The sequence below is a fragment of the Pantoea sp. Fr-CA_6 genome, from assembly GCF_024520895.1.
In the GTDB taxonomy this organism is placed as follows: domain Bacteria; phylum Pseudomonadota; class Gammaproteobacteria; order Enterobacterales; family Enterobacteriaceae; genus Pantoea; species Pantoea agglomerans.
In genome coordinates this window covers 254,151-270,904 of the sequence record NZ_JALNPO010000002.1, presented here as the reverse complement: position 1 = coordinate 270,904, position 16,754 = coordinate 254,151, and the positions used below count along the sequence as shown (strand labels likewise).

The following is a 16,754-nucleotide window of genomic DNA, read 5'->3' as shown; positions in this document are numbered from 1 at the left end:
ACTGCCCGGATTCAGCACGACAAATAAAATAGCCAGGCCACGCGGTTACTCCGGCAGCGTCAGGTATTGACCACAGGATGCCTGCTGCGCCGCATCGGTGAGAAACGGGATGGTGCCCAGACAGGGCGCAGGTAACCTGTTTTTCAGGCTGGTGAGATACTCCTGATAGCGTTTACCCGGCGGTTCGACGGTGTTGGCGATCCAGCCCACCAGCGACAGGCCGCTTGCCCGCACCGCGTCAGCGGTGAGCATGGCGTGATTGATGCAGCCGAGCTTAATCCCCACCACCAGAATCACGGGCAGCTTTTCGCTGACCACCCAGTCCGCATAAGTGTGCGTCTCCGACAATGGGGTGTACCAGCCGCCCGCGCCCTCTACCAGAATCCAGTCTGCCAGCGGTTGCAGCGCCGCCAGACCCGCCGACAGCGCCAGATGGGTGATCGGCCTGCCCTCTTCGGCGCTGACGATGTGCGGCGATGTCGGCTCAAGAAACGCCAGTGGATTGACCTGCTGATAGGTTAACGGCACGCTGCTGTAACGCTGCAGCGCCAGCGCATCGCTGTTACGGATGCCCTCTGGCGTCATCTCACAGCCAGAGGCAACCGGCTTATAGCCCGCACAGCGATAGCCCGCTGCGGCTGCCGCCTGCAGCAGCCCGCCGCTGGCCACGGTTTTACCGACCTCGGTGTCGGTGCCAGTGATAAACAGGCGTTTCATGATGCACTTACTCCATAGATTAAATGGTAACTCAGGCGATAGCCGTGCCGATCGCGCGGCCAGCGCGCCTCTAACTGGTTGAGCCGTTGTCGGGTTAATACCTGCCCGTCACGCCCCTGATGCAGATGAGTCGCGCCAATCCCCTTCAGGGAGCGCATGGCGCTGAGCGCATCGGGAAAATGCAGGGTCACCACCTCTGAGGTACAGCGCAGCTGCTCTGCGTGGCAGGCCGCCGCAATCTGCGGCTCGCTGAGAAAGCGATTAGCGTGAGGCAGCGCATCCAGATGGGACCAGGCTTCATGAACCTCCTGTAGAGAACCGTCGCCCAGAGTGGAAAACAGCAGCGTGCCATCGGGCCGCAGCACCCGCCGGAACTGGCTCAGCGCGCCGGGCAGATCCTCGCTCCACTGCACCGCCAGGTTGCTCCACACCAGATCAATCGTGTTATCCGCCAGCGGCAGCGCGTCGATATCACCGGCCAGATAGTGCTGCGCCGCGTCATTGTCCCGCGCCTGTTGCAGCATCTGCGGAGAGAGATCCAGAGCCGTTACCTGTTTGCCACGTTCGCGCCACAGCCTGCTGTACCAGCCGGTGCCACAACCGGCATCCAGCAGCTGCAGACCACTCTGTGCGGGCGCCAGTGCCAGCAGGGCATCGCCGCTGAGGCGTTGCAGCGCCGCATGGGCATCGTAATGGCTGGCCGCCCGGCCAAAGGCGCGTGCCACCGCCTGCTTGTCAACCCGCAGCGTCATGCAGCGCCTCCAGTAACCGGTCAATATCCTCGGGGCGATGAGCCGCGGTCAGGGTGATGCGCAGCCGGGCCGTCCCCGGCGGCACGGTCGGTGGCCGGATCGCGCTGACCCAGCAGCCCGCCTCAGCCAGCCGCTGGGAGAGCGCCATCGCATCACCATTTTCGCCCACCAGCAGCGGCTGAATCGCGCTGCCGGAGTCCATCAGTTGCCACGGCAGCGAGGCCGCACCGCGCCGGAAATGGCCAATGTTCTGCTGCAGTTGCTGCCGCAGGGCATCGCCCTGCTGAACTTCACGCAGCGCCGCCTGCAGCGCGCTCGCCTGCGCCGCGGGCATCGCGGTGGAGTAGATCAGATGTCGGCTGAACTGCAAGAAATAGTCGGCGGTGGCTGCGTCGCACAGCAGCGCGGCACCGCTGACGCCAAAGGCTTTACCAAAGGTGACCACCAGCAGTTCCGGTTTAACGCCCTGCTGCCAGCAGCTGCCGCGCCCCTGCTCACCCACCACGCCAATGCCGTGCGCATCATCCACCAGCAGCCAGCCCTCTGCCTGGCGCGTCTGTTGCGCCAGGGCGGCCAGCGGCGCACTGTCGCCATCCATGCTGAAAATACCTTCCGTCACCACCAGCGTTTCGCCCTCACAGGGGGAGGCGAGCCGGGCTGCCAGGCTCTCCGGCGCGTTGTGATGGAAACGTCGTAGCTGTGCCGGACTATGGCTGGCGGCGTCGAGCAGCGAGGCGTGGCTGAGTTTATCGGCCAGGATGCGATCGTTTTTCTCGCCCAGCAGATGAATGACCGCCTGATTGGCCGCAAAGCCAGAGATAAACAGCAGCGCACGGTCGTAGCCGAGCCAGTCGGCCAGCTGCGCCTCAAGATCGGCGTGCTGACGGTGATAACCGGTGACATGCCCTGAAGCACCGGCACCTGCGCCCGCCTGCGCCGCGCCCTGTTGCCAGCCCGCAATCACCGCCAGATGCTGGGTTAAGCCGAGATAATCATTGCTGGAGAAGTGGAGATAGCTGCGGCCGCCGCTGTGCAGTGTGCGGGTCGATTGCTGATCGATCACCCGTCGCTGCCGCCAGCCATCGGCCACCCGGCGCTGCGTCAGCGCCTGACGGATACGTTGCTGCCAGCCCATTACAGCGCCGCGTTGTAGAACTGTTCAGTGTCGGCATGGAATAGCTGCTCGCTGAGTTGCTGCTCCTGCTGCTGATCGCCGTGCTGAGTGTGAGTATGCTCCGGGTTAAGACCCAGTTTGCGGAACAGCACGCGGTCTTTGTCCTCTTCCGGATTCGGCGTGGTCAGCAGTTTGCAGCCGTAGAAAATCGAGTTCGCCCCGGCCATAAAGCACATCGCCTGGGTCTGCTCACTCATCTGCTCACGGCCCGCTGAGAGGCGCACATGCGAGGTCGGCATCATGATGCGCGCCACCGCGATGGTGCGGATAAAATCGAACGGTTCCACATCATCGTTATCCGCCAATGGCGTGCCTTTGACCTTCACCAGCATATTGATCGGTACACTCTCCGGCGGCGTTGGCAGGTTGGCTAACTGCACCAGCAGACCGGCGCGGTCGTTAACGGTTTCGCCCAGGCCGACAATGCCACCCGAACAGACCTTAATGCCGGCGTCGCGCACTTTGCCCAGCGTATCCAGACGTTCCTGATAGCTGCGGGTGGTGATGATGGAGCCGTAGAATTCCGGTGAGGTGTCGAGGTTATGATTGTAAAAATCGAGCCCCGCGCCCGCCAGTCGCTGCGCCTGGTGCTCGCTGAGCGTGCCCAGCGTCATGCAGGTTTCCATTCCCATCGCCTTCACGCCTTCCACCATCTTCTCCAGATAGGGCATATCGCGCTCGTGCGGGTTTTTCCACGCGGCACCCATGCAGAAACGGGTTGAACCGGCGGCTTTGGCCTGACGCGCTGAGGTCAGCACCTCTTCCACTTCCATCAGCCGCTCCGACTCCAGGCCGGTCTTGTAGCGCGCGCTCTGCGGGCAGTATTTACAATCTTCCGGACAGGCACCGGTTTTAATCGACAGCAGGGTACTGACCTGCACCTGGCGCGGATCGAAGTGCTGCCGATGCACCTGCTGCGCGTTAAACATCAGTTCAAGAAAAGGTTGATCAAACAGCGCTTGCGCCTGTGCAATTGTCCAGCGTTGAGCCATTACTTACTCCAAAAAGGGTGTCATCCCGACGAAAAGCAGGGTTATACTTGTAAACTATATTTTTTTATTTTGGTTTACAACTCCGATGACTATCCCCGTTTTCTCCTCAGACGATGCCCGCTTTGACCGCCAGCATATCTGGCATCCCTACACCTCGATGCAGGATCCGCTGCCCTGCTACCCGGTGGTCGCCGCACAGGGTTTTCAGCTGCAACTGGCCGATGGCCGTGAGCTGGTGGATGGGATGTCCTCGTGGTGGGCGGCGATCCACGGTTACAACCATCCGCGCCTGAATCGGGCGCTGACAGAGCAGGTCACCCAGATGTCGCACGTGATGTTTGGCGGCATTACCCATCCGGCGGCGGTGGCGCTCTGCCGTCAGCTGGTGGCGATGACGCCTGAGGCGCTGGAGTGCGTCTTCCTGGCCGATTCAGGCTCGGTGGCGGTGGAAGTGTCGATGAAGATGGCGCTGCAGTACTGGCTGGGGCGTGGCGAGACGCGTCAGCAGTTCCTGACGCTGAAACGCGGCTATCACGGCGATACCTTTGCAGCGATGTCGGTGTGCGACCCCGAGAACTCGATGCACAGCCTGTGGCGCGGCTATCTGCCCGAGCATCACTTTGCGGCGGCCCCTGCCTGCGGCTTTGATGATGAATGGCACCAGCCTGATTTCGATGATTTCGCCAGGCTGATAGAACAGCATCACCGGCAACTGGCAGCCGTCATTCTGGAGCCGATTGTGCAGGGTGCGGGCGGCATGCGTTTCTACCATCCGCGCTATCTGCAGCAGGTACGGGAAGCCTGTGATCGCTATGGCGTGCTTTTGATTGCGGATGAGATCGCCACCGGCTTTGGCCGTACCGGCAAACTCTTTGCCTGCGAGCATGCGGGCATTACCCCGGATATTCTCTGCGTCGGCAAAGCGCTGACCGGTGGCATGATGACGCTGGCGGCGACCCTGACCAGCCGCGAGGTCGCGGACACCATCAGCCGCAGCGCGGCGGGCTGCTTTATGCATGGCCCGACCTTTATGGGCAATCCGCTGGCCTGCGCGGTCGCGGCGGAGAGCCTGACCATGCTGGCGGAAGGTCACTGGCAGCGCCAGGTGGCGGCGATCGAACAGCAGTTACGGGCTGAGCTGCTGCCGCTGCGCAGTTCACCGCAGGTGGCCGATGTGCGCGTGCTGGGCGCGATTGGCGTAGTGGAAACCCATCAGGCGGTTAATATGGCGGCGCTGCAGCAGTTCTTTGTTGAACAGGGCGTCTGGATCCGGCCTTTTGGCCGGCTGATCTACCTGATGCCACCCTACATCATCACGCCGCAGGCGCTGAGCAGGCTGGTGCAGGCGATTGGCGGCGCGCTGGAGCATTCTCAACATTTTGCCGCCTGAAGCGGGCTGACCGCTGGCACTGACGGCACTTTTGGTTATGATGACAGGCTATTCATCGACAATTAAGGAGATGTGATGCGCGTTTTTAGTCAGGATTTTAATGACGGCGAGAAGATGCCTGAAAAACATGTTTTCAACGGCATGGGTTATCAGGGCGAGAACATCTCTCCCCATCTTGCCTGGGAAGCGGCACCAGAGGGTACCAAAAGTTTTGTGGTGACCTGCTACGATCCTGATGCCCCGACCGGTTCCGGCTGGTGGCACTGGGTGGTGGCGAATATTCCGGCCAGCACGACGTCACTGCCGCAGGGTGCCGGTTCCGGCAAAGCGTCACTGCCAGCAGGCGCAATCCAGACCCGTACCGATTTCGGTCAGGCGGGTTACGGTGGCGCGGCGCCGCCACAGGGCGAAACCCATCGCTACATTTTCACCGTGCATGCGCTGGATGTGGAGACGATTGAAGTAGATGAAGGCGCCAGTGGCGCAATGGTCGGCTTTAATGTGCATTTCCACGCACTGGCGAGCGCCTCGCTGACCGTGAATTATCAGTAATTCAGCACGACAGACTACTGGCAAACCCAAGGCTGGGTGACCTGGCAGCAACGTATTAGCTCAAAACGCAGGGAAGGGCGTCAGAAGAGGAAAGCGTCCCACGCCCAGGGACAAAAACGCCGGGAGCGTTTTTGAACAACGCAAAGCGTTGGCCCGGCTACGGGCGCACCTCAGGGATGAGGTGCGTAATCGCGGGGGCAGAGCGTGCCATGGATGGCGGTTTTTGCGTCTTTCCGATCTGACGCCGTTCCCTGTGTCAGCTCGATCTCACAGCTGGGCTGTGGCAGACTTCGTCAACTATCTCATACCTCTCCTGACAGGAGAGGCGTTTTTCGTAGCGGGTTACGCCTGTAACTGATGAATCACAACCCACATCGGGCCCTGCCCCACCGCATAACGTCCCAGCGGCTTTAGCAGCCCTTTCGGTTCGGTAATCGCATAAACTTCGATGTGATGAGATTTCTGTCCCGCCGCCACCAGATAGCGTCCGCTGTGATCGATATTAAATCCGCGCGGCTGCGTTTCCGTCGGCTGGAACCCTTCCAGGGTCAGCTCATCGCCCAGGTCGCTGACGCTGAAGACCGCCAGCGTGCTGCTGGTGCGATCGCAGGCATAGAGGAAACGGCCATCCGGCGTCAGATGAATATCGGCTGCCCAGCGCGTACCGCTGAAGTCAGGCGGCATCATATCCAGCGTCTGCACGCTTTCTGCTTCGCCTTCGCCCGTATTTAATGCCCACACCTCAACCGTGCTGTCGAGCTCATTCACGCAGTAAGCATACTGGCCGCCCGGATGGAACTGCATATGACGCGGGCCAGCGCCTTCTACCGTCGTGACCTGCGTCTGTTTACGCGGCGTCAGCTGACCATCTTCGCCCAGCGTAAACAAACAGATACGGTCCTGCTTCAGAGCCGGCACGTAGAGCGTCTTGTTGTCATTATCGATGTTGGCCGAGTGACAACCATCCAGTCCGCTGATCACCTGCAGCGGGGCCTGCGGAATGCCGTCATCGCCAATCGGGCTGACGCTGACGCAGGCATCATTGTAGGAGCCGCAGAACAGGAACCTGCCCTGCCGATCGGTGGAAATGTGAGTCGGACTGCCGGGCAACGGCGCCTGACCCGCTTCGGTCAGCGTGCCATCGGCGGCAATGCGAAACGCCAGCACGCGGAAATTGGGACGCACACCGACATAGAGAAAATCGCGGTTCGGACTCACCACCATCGGCTGAACCTGGCCGGCGACATCGGTCACCTGAAGCAACGTCAGCCCGCCCTCATCATTCATCTGCCAGACGTGGATCTGCTGGCTCTCGGGACTGGCGGTGTAGACAACTTGTTTCATGCATTCTCCTTTTTTGCTGCCTGATCATGATCTGTGAATCACTGTAGCCTGTTTTATTGCCCTGCGCTGGGATCATTTGTGCCCTGTTTTTTGTCTCCGGGCCGTGGTGAGGTGTAGACTTCAGCCCCTGCAAACCAGGAAAAACGAGAGGATTAATGAACTACCGTGTAATTGCCCTCGACCTCGACGGCACGCTGCTGACCCCAGCCAAAACGATTCTGCCGCAGTCAATCGAAGCGCTAAATCAGGCACGCCAGGCGGGCGTTCATGTCGCTATCGTGACCGGACGCCATCACTGCGCTATCCACCCTTTTTATCAGGCGTTACAGCTGGATACACCCGCAATCTGCTGTAATGGCACCTATTTGTATGATTACCAGGCGAAAAAGGTGCTGGCGTCCGATCCCCTCGACCCGCAGCTGGCGTTGCAGGTGATTGAGATGCTGAATCAGCAGCAGATTCACGGGTTGCTCTACGTGGATGATGCGATGCTCTATCAGACCCCGACCGGCCACGTGATGCGCACCCTGAAGTGGGCCGAATCGCTGCCCGCCCACCAGCGTCCACTGTTCCGCCAGGTGCCCGACCTGGCCCAGGCGGCACGCGACGCCGGTTCGATCTGGAAGTTTGCCCTGTCGCACAACAACATCCCGGAACTGCAGCAGTTCGCCACCAGGGTGGAAGCGGAACTGGGACTGGCCTGCGAATGGTCGTGGCACGATCAGGTGGATATCGCCAAAGGCGGCAACAGCAAAGGCAAACGACTGGCGCAGTGGGTTGAATCACTGGGGCTGAGTATGTCCGATGTGATCGCGTTCGGTGATAACTATAACGATCTCAGCATGCTGGAAACGGCCGGACTGGGCGTGGCGATGGGTAATGCCGATGAGGCGATTAAAGCGCGGGCGAAAATGGTGATCGGCACCAACCTTGAAACCGGTATTGCCGATACCCTCTATCAGTACGTGTTGTAATCAGGGCGTCACCGAGACGCTTTTGATCTGGGCATAAAGCCACTGATCTGGCCGGATGCCCAGCTCATCCCGCGCCCACGGCGTGATGCGCGCCCAGAGTTCGCTGATGCCGATGCGCAGCTTTACCTCAACCTGGTCCCCGACCTCCAGCAATTCCACCACCTGTGCCGGTAAAATGTTGCGGATCGAGCTGTGTTGCGGCGGTTGCAGCGCCAGCGAGACATCGGCCGAGGCAATGCGAATACGCAGCGGAGTTTTAACCGGCTGATTCACCCGGCTGACCCAGATGTGCTGATCGCCCAGCGACAGCGCGGTCATTGGATAGTCGGGATGCTGCTCCAGCACCTGCACCCGCAGCACGCTGGTCAGTTCACTCACCGGCAGCCAGGGCCGCATCGCGCTGCTGCTCCAGACCCGCTCCAGCGGACCAAAGGCTTTGACCTTGCCCGAATCCAGCACCAGCACGTTATCAGCCAGCTGCAGGATCTCCTCCAGACTGTGCGAAACGTAGAGCATCGGAATCTCAACCTGCTTCGCCAGCTTTTGCAGATAGGGCATCAGTTCACGTTTGCGTGGCAGATCCAGTGACGCCAGCGGCTCATCCAGCAGCAGCATATCCGGTGCGGTCAGCAGCGCACGGCCAATCGCGACCCGCTGCTTTTCCCCGCCCGACAGCGACAGCGGAAAGCGCGGCAGCAGCGCCTCCAGACCCAGCAGAGAGACCAGACTGTCGAACTGCGCTTTCATCTTAGGTGCCATACCATATTGCAGGTTGCCACGGACCCGATAGTGCGGGAACAGTCGCGCATCCTGGAATACATAACCGATACGCCGTTTTTCCGGCGGCAGCGCAATCTTCTGCTCTGCATCAAACAGCAGACGATCGTGCAGCTGGATCCGTCCCCGCTGCGGCTGGGTCAGCCCGCTGATCGCGTTGATCAGGGAGGTTTTTCCGGCACCTGACACGCCGAAAATAGCGGTGATCCCTTTGGCCGGGATCTGCAGGTCGACCTCCAGCACGTGATCGCCCTGCTGCTGCATAATGTTGAGTGATAGCATCAGTTTCCCATCCGCTTACGGCCTGCACGTGCCAGCCATTCCGACGCCAGCAGTGACGCCAGGGCCAGCACGATCGCGATGACGCAGAGCCGTGCCGCCGCCCCTTCCGCACCCGGTGTCTCTATCAGGGTAAACATCGCCAGCGGCAGCGTGCGCGTCTCGCCGGGAATATTGGAAACAAAGGTGATGGTGGCGCCGAACTCGCCCAGCGATCGGGCAAACGCCAGCACCGTTCCAACGATCACGCCCGGCAACGTCAGCGGGAGCGTAATGGTGAAAAAGACCCGCCAGCGTCCGGCGCCCAGCGTGCGCGCCGCCTGCTCCAGCCGGCTATCCACCGCCTCCAGCGCCAGCCGGATGGCACGCACCATCAACGGAAAGGCGATCACGGCAGAGGCCAGTGCGGCACCGCGCCAGCTGAAAGCAAAGCTGAAGCCAAACCAGTCATAAAGCTTTTCGCCTATGATGCCGCGCCGCCCAAGGCTAATCAGCAGCAGATAACCCACCACCACCGGCGGCAGCACCAGCGGCAGATGGATCAGGCTGTCGAGCAGCGCTTTACCAGGAAAACGGCAGCGCACCAGAATCCAGGCCATCAGGATGCCAAACGGCAGACTGCCTATCACGGCTATGCCAGAGACTTTAAGGCTAAGCAGTACCGCCTGCCATTCGGGATCGCTGAGTATCATTTCGTCGGTGTGAATCCGTAATGTTTAAAGATAGCCGCGGCCTGAGGCCCTTTCAGATAATCATAAAACGCTTTAACGGCGGCGTTGTCGTGATCGTTCACGATCGCCATCGGATATTCTACGGGTTTATGGCTGGTTGCCGGAAAATGCCCGACGACCTGCACTTTATCGCTGGCGACCGCGTCAGACCCGTAGACAATGCCATAGGGCGTTTCATTACGCTCGACCAGCGCCAGCGCTGCCCGCACATTATTGGCTGGCGCTAACGAAGGCGCAACGCCTTCCCAGGCACCCAGCTTTTGCAGCGCCTCTTTGGCGTAGATGCCCGCAGGAACGTGGTCCGGATCGCCGACTGCCAGACGCTCACCGTGCAGCAAGGTTTTCCAGTCAGTCTGCGGGTCCAGCGTCACCGCTTTCGCGTCAGCACTGCGTGGCGCAATCAATACCAGATCGTTGCCCAGCAGGGTATAGCGGCTACTGGTAATCACACTTTTTTTCGCCACCGCATCATCCATCCACTGCTGATCGGCAGAGATAAAGAGATCGGCAGGAGCACCCTGCTCAATCTGGCGCGCCAGCGTTGAAGAGGAGGCAAACGAAGAGACCACCGTCACCCCCTTTTCCTGCTTGTAACGGCTGGCAATATCCTGCATCGCGTTGGTCAGTGAAGCCGCGGCAAACACAGTGATGCTGTCGGCGGCCACAGCCTGCCCGGCCAGCGAAACGGTGATCAGGGCCGCGACGCCCCAGCGATAGTGTTTAAATGACATGATTTTCTCCGGCTATTCGTTGTGTAGCGGATAATATAGCGCAATGTCAGTGAGGTTCAGTAAATTATCGGCAGGGGGAACAAAAGGTTAAATCAGGAGAGATAAAAACGACCACGCCCGCGCAGATGGCGGGCGTAGCAGCAATTAATTGTGCGAACGGGCTGAGGATTTTTCGCGATGACCAATTTTAGAGATGACGTTAAACACTTCACCCAGGCCATAAATCATGCCCAGCATCAGCGCCATCACGACAGGCACCATCAGTATGGCAACGGCGAGGCTTTTAAGTAATTCCAGCATGGAGAGTCTCACTCTGCTAACAAAAAAGAGATTGTAACGGGTCAGCAAAATTTTGCGCAGCCCTTTTCGTGCTTTTACTTTGGTCACAAAACGCCGCTATCATCGGCCTTCGCCTTAACCCTTTGCCGGAGCTGTCATGGAAGCCGAACTGTCCCTTCATATCCGTTTACAACAGAAACTGTTTGCCGATCCGCGACGTATTGAGCTGCTGAAACGCGTACAGCAGACCGGGTCGATCAGTCAGGGGGCGAAGCTGGCCGGTATCAGCTACAAAAGTGCCTGGGATGCGATTAATGAGATGAACCAGATGGCGGATGAAACGCTGGTGGAGCGGGCCACCGGTGGCAAAGGCGGCGGCGGTGCAACGCTGACCCGCTACGGTGAACGCCTGATTCAGCTGTTCCAGCTGATGGAGCAGATCCAGCAGAAAGCCTTTGATGCGCTGCAGCAGGATACGTTACCGCTCGACAGTCTGCTGGCGGCCATCGCCCGTTTCTCGCTGCAAACCAGCGCCCGTAACCAGCTGTTTGGCACCGTCGTCAGTAACGATGCGCAGCAGGTGGTCCAGCATCTGCTGATTCAACTGGCCGATGGCGTCACGCAGCTTAATGTGGCGCTGACCCAGCGCAGCGCCGATCGCCTGCAACTGGCCGCAGGTAAAGAGGTGCTGGTGCTGATCAAGGCGCCGTGGATCCGCATCAGTCGTGACGCCGCACAGGATGACAATCAGCTGGCAGCGACGGTCAGTGCCATCGAACCCGGCGAGCAGATGAGTGAAGTGCTGATGAAGCTCCCCAGCGGCGAAACCCTGTGCGCGACCCTGAGCAACGATCAGCTGCAGCAACTGACGCTGCAGCCCGGCGACGCCGTGATCGCCAGTTTCAATGCCGAACACGCCATCGTCGCCACCCTGCTCTAGCGGTTGATTTGACTTCATTAAGGGCAATGGTTACAACTCAGTGACACGATGCAAAAAATGGAACAGATCATGGCTTCATTGCACATTTCGCAAGGCACGTTTCGTCTTAGCGATACCCGGATACTGAGTCTGAATCAGGTGGAACTGCAGCGCGGCGAAAGCTGGGCGTTTGTCGGAGCCAACGGCAGCGGCAAATCATCACTGGCGCGTGCACTCTCTGGAGAACTTCCGCCGCTGGCCGGTTCAGTCAGCAGCGATTTCAGACGGCCGGTCCGGCTGTCGCTGGAGCAGCTACAAACCCTGGTGGCGCAGGAGTGGCAGCGCAACAACACCGATATGCTCAGCGAAGGTGAAGAGGATACCGGGCTGACCGTGGCAGAGGTGATTCAGGCGGAGGTGCAGCAGCCCGAGCGCTGCGAGCAGCTGGCACAGCAGTTCGGCATCGAAGCGCTGCTTTCACGCCGCTTCAAATATCTCTCTACCGGCGAAACCCGCAAAACCCTGCTCTGTCAGGCATTGATGAACCAGCCAGATTTGCTGATTCTGGATGAGCCGTTTGACGGGCTGGATGTGGCGTCGCGCGCCAGCCTGACCGACACGCTGCGCGGCCTGCAGCAACCGACATTTACCCTGGTGCTGGTGCTCAATCGCTTTGACGATATTCCCGATTTCATTCAGCAGGTTGGCGTGCTGGCGGAGTGCACCCTCACCCACAGCGGGCCACGCCAGTCCATTTTAACGGAAGCGCTGGTGGCGCAGCTGGCACACAGTGAACAGCTGATGGGAATGGCGTTACCTGAGGCGGATGCGCCGGATCAGCTGCCATCGCTGGCGGATGATGCGCCGCGCGTTATCCTGCGCAACGGCACCGTCTCGTATAACGATAAGCCAGTAATTCAGGGGCTGAACTGGCAGGTCAACGCCGGCGAGCACTGGCAGATTACCGGCCCGAACGGCGCAGGGAAATCGACCCTGCTCAGCCTGGTGACCGGCGATCATCCTCAGGGCTACAGCAATGATTTAACCCTGTTTGGCCGCCGTCGCGGCAGTGGTGAAACCATCTGGGATATCAAGCAGCATATTGGCTATGTCAGCAGCAGCCTGCATCTCGATTACCGCGTCAGCACCAATGTGCGCACGGTGATCCTGTCGGGCTTCTTCGACTCTATTGGTCTCTATCAGGCGGCTTCTGACCGGCAAAAAGCGCTGGCGCAGCAGTGGCTGGCACTGCTGGGGATGGATAACGGACAGGCCGATGCGCCATTCCACTCGCTCTCATGGGGACAGCAGCGGCTGGTGCTGATTGCTCGCGCGCTGGTTAAGCATCCGACGCTGCTGATACTGGATGAGCCACTACAGGGGCTCGACCCGATTAACCGCCAGTTGGTGCGGCGCTTTGTCGATGTGCTGATTGGCGAGGGACGGACTCAGCTGCTGTTTGTTTCGCATCACGCGGAAGATGCGCCCGCCTGCATCACACATCGCCTGAGCTTTATCACCCATGACGGCGGCTATCACTATCAGCAGGAAACCCTGCACTAAGGCTCTTGTAACGCGTCACCCCACGCCGCTGCTGCGGCGTTTTAAAGCGCTCTTGTGTAAGCGCTACCATTCCACATCACCTTTCACGCCATATATCCGCGCACATTGCCACGAAATAAGAATATTCAGCTTGTGTAAACGATACCATTTATCCAGACTTGATCACGCTTTCGGGCGCGCTGATGTGCTACTTTTTACCGATGCCTTTTTGGCTTTTGACGCTTACCAGGATCTAACATGGAAAAATTTAACCCGGTCGATCACCCGCATCGCCGTTACAATCCACTGATTGATCAATGGATTTTAGTTTCACCTCATCGGGCCAAACGTCCGTGGCAAGGCGCGCAGGAAACCCCGGCGGTCAATACGTTACCGGCGCACGATCCGGACTGCTTCCTGTGTGCCGGAAACACCCGCATCACCGGCGACAAAAACCCGGACTATGCAGGCACCTACGTCTTTACCAATGACTTTGCTGCGCTGATGACCGACACGCCAGACGCGCCTGAGAGCGACGATATCCTGATGCGTTGTGAAAGCGCACGCGGCACCAGTCGGGTCATCTGCTTCTCGCCCGATCACAGCAAAACCCTGCCGGAGATGTCGCTGAACGCGCTGGAAGAGGTGGTGCGTACCTGGCAGGCAGAGACCGCCGATCTGGGTCAGCACTATCCCTGGGTGCAGGTGTTTGAGAACAAAGGCGCGGCGATGGGCTGCTCCAACCCGCATCCCCATGGTCAGATCTGGGCCAACAGCTTCCTGCCGAATGAAGCGCAGCGTGAAGATGATCATCAGCGCGACTATTTCGCTAAACATGGCTCGCCGATGCTGGTCGATTATCTGGCTCGCGAACAGCAGGATGGCAGCCGCGCCGTGGTGGAAACCGATCACTGGCTGGCGGTGGTGCCGTGGTGGGCCGCCTGGCCGTTTGAAACCCTGCTGCTGCCGAAAGCGCACGTCAAACGAATTACCGACCTCAATGAGGCGCAGCGTACCGATCTGGCGCTGGCGCTGAAGCTGCTGACCAGCCGCTACGACAACCTGTTCCAGTGCTCATTCCCCTACTCCATGGGCTGGCACGGCGCGCCGTTTAACGACGAAGCCAACGATCACTGGCAGTTGCATGCTCACTTCTATCCGCCGCTGCTGCGCTCAGCAACGGTGCGTAAATTTATGGTTGGCTATGAAATGCTGGCCGAAACCCAACGCGATTTAACGGCGGAACAGGCGGCGGAACGTCTGCGTTCTGTCAGCGACGTTCACTTCCGTGAGGCACAACAATGAGCTTAAAAACCATCACGCAGCAGCTTTTCTCTGACATCTTCGGTTACGCCGCTACGCATACCATTCAGGCACCGGGCCGCGTTAACCTGATTGGCGAGCATACCGACTATAACGACGGCTTCGTGCTGCCGTGCGCCATCGATTACCAGACGGTGATTGCCTGTGCCCGCCGTGACGATCGCCAGATTCGGGTGGTCGCTGCGGATTATGAAAATGCGCAGGACACATTCTCTCTCGATGAAGAGATCGTCAGCCTGCAGGAACCGATGTGGGCCAACTATGTACGCGGCGTGGTGAAACATCTGCAGCAGCGTCATGCCGATTTCGGCGGTATCGATATGGTGATCAGCGGCAACGTGCCTCAGGGCGCGGGCCTCAGCTCATCTGCGTCGCTGGAAGTGGCGGTCGGCACCGTGGTGCAGCAGCTCTATAATCTGCCGCTGGATGGCGCCGCCATTGCCGTGAATGGTCAGGAAGCGGAAAACCAGTTCGTCGGCTGTAACTGCGGCATCATGGACCAGCTGATCTCAGCGCTGGGCCGGAAAGATCACGCCATGCTGCTCGACTGCCGCACGCTGGGCACGCGTCCGGTGTCGATGCCGGAAGATATCGCGGTGGTGATCATCAACTCCAACTTCCGTCGTACCCTGGTTGGCAGCGAATACAACACGCGTCGTGAGCAGTGTGAAGCAGGCGCGCGTTTCTTCAATAAGAAGGCGCTGCGTGACGTTGAACTGGCCGAGTTTGAAGCGGCACAGGCGCAGCTCGACCCGCAGGTGGCAAAACGCGTGCGTCACGTCCTGACCGAGAACGCCCGCACCCTGGAAGCAGCCGATGCGCTGACGCAGGGCGACCTGACCCGTATGGGCCAGTTGATGGCCGAATCTCACGCCTCGATGCGTGACGACTTCGAGATCACCGTGCCACCGATCGATACCCTGGTTGAGATCGTGAAAGCGCAGATCGGTGAGCGCGGCGGCGTGCGTATGACCGGCGGCGGCTTTGGTGGCTGTATCGTCGCGCTGATGCCACTGGATCTGGTCGATCAGGTCAAAGCCGCCGTAGCAGAGCAGTATGAAGCAGCAACCGGCATCAAAGAGACCTTCTACGTCTGCAAAGCCTCTGAAGGAGCCGGCCAATGCTGAACGACGTCAACTCCCATGCGCCCGACGGTCAGCCGTGGCGCATAACGGTGCTGCGCAATGCCAACGGCATGCTGGCAACCTTTATGGACTGGGGCGCGACCTGGCTCTCCGCCCGCGTGCCGATGCAGGATGGCACGGTGCGTGAAGCGCTGCTCGGCTGCGCCACGCCCTCTGACTATCTCCATCAGGATGCCTATCTGGGCGCGACGGTCGGCCGCTACGCTAACCGCATCGCCGGGGCAAAACTGAATAAACTGAACCGCCAGCTGGTGCCGAACCAGGGCGCACATCAGCTGCATGGCGGACCGGAAGGCTTTGATAAGCGCCGCTGGCAGATTGTCAGCCAGTCTGACAGCGAGGTGCACTACCGTATTGATTCGCCTGATGGCGATCAGGGCTATCCCGGCAATCTGATTGCCGATCTGCGCTATCAGCTGGATGACCAGAACTGCCTGAGCATTAGCTATGAAGCGCGCTGCGATCAGCCCTGCCCGGTCAATCTGACTAACCACGCCTACTTTAACCTTGATGCGCATCATGGCGACGCCCGCCAGCATCGCTTACAACTGCACGCCGACCATTATCTGCCGGTCGACAGCGAAGGCATCCCGAATGCGCCGCTGAAAGAGGTTGTCGGAACCAGTTTTGATTTCCGCGAGGCCAAAGTCGTGGCACAGGAGTTTCTGGCAGACGACGACCAGCGAGCGGTGAAGGGCTATGACCATGCGTTTCTGCTCAACAGCGCAGGCGACGACACTCAGCCTGCGGCAGAACTCTGGTCGGAAGATGGCAGACTGCAGCTCAGCGTGACCACTTCGGCACCGGCGTTGCAGTTCTACTCCGGCAACTACCTGGCGGGCACCCGTGCCCGTGAGCAGGCGAGCTATACTGCATTTCAGGGTATTGCGCTGGAGAGCGAATTTTTACCGGATTCGCCTAATCATGATGAATGGCCTCAGCCTGATTGCTGGCTGCAGCCGGGAGATCGCTGGGAATCCGTGACGCGTTATCGCTTCACGCCACGCTGAGCCTCCGGCTGAAAAACGCGCAGTGCGTCACACACAGGCTTACGCGCTGCCCGCTTTTCCGTTATGGTATGGCGCAATCAGCTCGCGTGTCAGGCGGGCAGCAGCAGGTTTCCAATCTCACAG

17 protein-coding genes are annotated in these 16,754 nt (G+C 59.7%); 8 read left to right on the top strand and 9 right to left on the bottom strand.

Translation table 11 applies throughout. The annotated features are described in order from the left end of the window. Positions 1-45 precede the first annotated feature (45 nt). The 4 genes from bioD to bioB are packed head-to-tail and all read right to left on the bottom strand — an operon-like array spanning position 46 to position 3,635. Entirely contained in the window at positions 46-717 is a 672-nt protein-coding gene (gene bioD, locus NR201_RS04435; RefSeq protein WP_256849405.1) for a dethiobiotin synthase, read from the bottom strand. Beyond that, positions 714-1,469, bottom strand: a complete 756-nt coding sequence (bioC, locus tag NR201_RS04430; RefSeq protein ID WP_187491604.1) for a malonyl-ACP O-methyltransferase BioC — start codon at positions 1,467-1,469, stop codon at positions 714-716. The genes bioD and bioC overlap by 4 nt, the downstream gene beginning before the upstream one ends. Beyond that, on the bottom strand, positions 1,453-2,604 hold the full coding sequence (bioF, locus tag NR201_RS04425) for an 8-amino-7-oxononanoate synthase (RefSeq protein ID WP_256849404.1): 1,152 nt from the start codon (positions 2,602-2,604) through the stop codon (positions 1,453-1,455). Before bioF ends, bioC begins: the two co-directional genes overlap by 17 nt. Continuing rightward, a complete protein-coding gene (gene bioB / locus NR201_RS04420) occupies positions 2,604-3,635 on the bottom strand; it encodes a biotin synthase BioB (protein WP_122459028.1) in 1,032 nt (343 codons plus the stop codon). Before bioB ends, bioF begins: the two co-directional genes overlap by 1 nt. Positions 3,636-3,720: 85 nt before the next feature. Here bioB and bioA point away from each other — a divergent pair, with 85 nt between their 5' ends. Continuing rightward, the gene (bioA, locus tag NR201_RS04415) at positions 3,721-5,025 is read left to right on the top strand and encodes an adenosylmethionine--8-amino-7-oxononanoate transaminase (RefSeq protein WP_191917197.1); all 1,305 of its coding nucleotides are present in this window, start codon (positions 3,721-3,723) and stop codon (positions 5,023-5,025) included. Positions 5,026-5,100: 75 nt separating this feature from the next. Then, positions 5,101-5,577 carry a kinase inhibitor gene (locus NR201_RS04410; protein ID WP_013357177.1) on the top strand — a complete coding sequence of 159 codons (477 nt, stop codon included), beginning with the start codon at positions 5,101-5,103 and terminating at the stop codon, positions 5,575-5,577. 342 nt (positions 5,578-5,919) lie between these two features. On the opposite strand, the gene pgl is transcribed toward NR201_RS04410, so the two are convergent. Next, positions 5,920-6,921 (bottom strand): 6-phosphogluconolactonase, encoded by a 1,002-nt coding sequence (pgl, locus tag NR201_RS04405; RefSeq protein ID WP_010669667.1) that lies wholly within the window; start codon positions 6,919-6,921, stop codon positions 5,920-5,922. A 155-nt stretch (positions 6,922-7,076) separates the two neighbouring features. On the opposite strand from pgl, the gene NR201_RS04400 reads away from it, so the two are divergent. Further along, on the top strand, positions 7,077-7,895 hold the full coding sequence (locus NR201_RS04400; protein ID WP_010260198.1) for a pyridoxal phosphatase: 819 nt from the start codon (positions 7,077-7,079) through the stop codon (positions 7,893-7,895). Here NR201_RS04400 and modC read toward each other — a convergent pair whose 3' ends face one another. The 4 genes from modC to NR201_RS04380 all read right to left on the bottom strand — a co-directional run bounded on the left by modC (position 7,896) and on the right by NR201_RS04380 (position 10,713). Further along, entirely contained in the window at positions 7,896-8,954 is a 1,059-nt protein-coding gene (gene modC, locus NR201_RS04395; RefSeq protein ID WP_256849403.1) for a molybdenum ABC transporter ATP-binding protein ModC, read from the bottom strand. It lies immediately after the preceding gene. Next, positions 8,954-9,643 (bottom strand): molybdate ABC transporter permease subunit, encoded by a 690-nt coding sequence (gene modB, locus NR201_RS04390; RefSeq protein WP_010260189.1) that lies wholly within the window; start codon positions 9,641-9,643, stop codon positions 8,954-8,956. Before modB ends, modC begins: the two co-directional genes overlap by 1 nt. Further along, positions 9,640-10,413, bottom strand: a complete 774-nt coding sequence (gene modA, locus NR201_RS04385; protein WP_033771171.1) for a molybdate ABC transporter substrate-binding protein — start codon at positions 10,411-10,413, stop codon at positions 9,640-9,642. The genes modB and modA overlap by 4 nt, the downstream gene beginning before the upstream one ends. Positions 10,414-10,557: 144 nt before the next feature. After that, positions 10,558-10,713 (bottom strand): AcrZ family multidrug efflux pump-associated protein, encoded by a 156-nt coding sequence (locus tag NR201_RS04380; RefSeq protein ID WP_010260183.1) that lies wholly within the window; start codon positions 10,711-10,713, stop codon positions 10,558-10,560. A 136-nt stretch (positions 10,714-10,849) separates the two neighbouring features. Here NR201_RS04380 and modE point away from each other — a divergent pair, with 136 nt between their 5' ends. The 5 genes from modE (at position 10,850) to galM (ending at position 16,631) form a co-directional block, all read left to right on the top strand. Further along, a complete protein-coding gene (gene modE / locus NR201_RS04375) occupies positions 10,850-11,632 on the top strand; it encodes a molybdenum-dependent transcriptional regulator (RefSeq protein ID WP_052270815.1) in 783 nt (260 codons plus the stop codon). Positions 11,633-11,701: 69 nt separating this feature from the next. Continuing rightward, positions 11,702-13,174 carry a molybdate ABC transporter ATP-binding protein ModF gene (modF, locus tag NR201_RS04370; protein WP_256849402.1) on the top strand — a complete coding sequence of 491 codons (1,473 nt, stop codon included), beginning with the start codon at positions 11,702-11,704 and terminating at the stop codon, positions 13,172-13,174. A 237-nt stretch (positions 13,175-13,411) separates the two neighbouring features. Continuing rightward, positions 13,412-14,458, top strand: coding sequence for a galactose-1-phosphate uridylyltransferase (gene galT, locus NR201_RS04365; RefSeq protein WP_256849401.1), 1,047 nt, complete (start codon positions 13,412-13,414; stop codon positions 14,456-14,458). Continuing rightward, positions 14,455-15,603: a galactokinase gene (galK, locus tag NR201_RS04360; RefSeq protein ID WP_256849400.1), complete on the top strand. Its 1,149-nt coding sequence runs from the start codon at positions 14,455-14,457 to the stop codon at positions 15,601-15,603. The genes galT and galK overlap by 4 nt, the downstream gene beginning before the upstream one ends. Continuing rightward, on the top strand, positions 15,597-16,631 hold the full coding sequence (gene galM, locus NR201_RS04355) for a galactose-1-epimerase (protein WP_010260170.1): 1,035 nt from the start codon (positions 15,597-15,599) through the stop codon (positions 16,629-16,631). The genes galK and galM overlap by 7 nt, the downstream gene beginning before the upstream one ends. Positions 16,632-16,754: the final 123 nt, after the last annotated feature.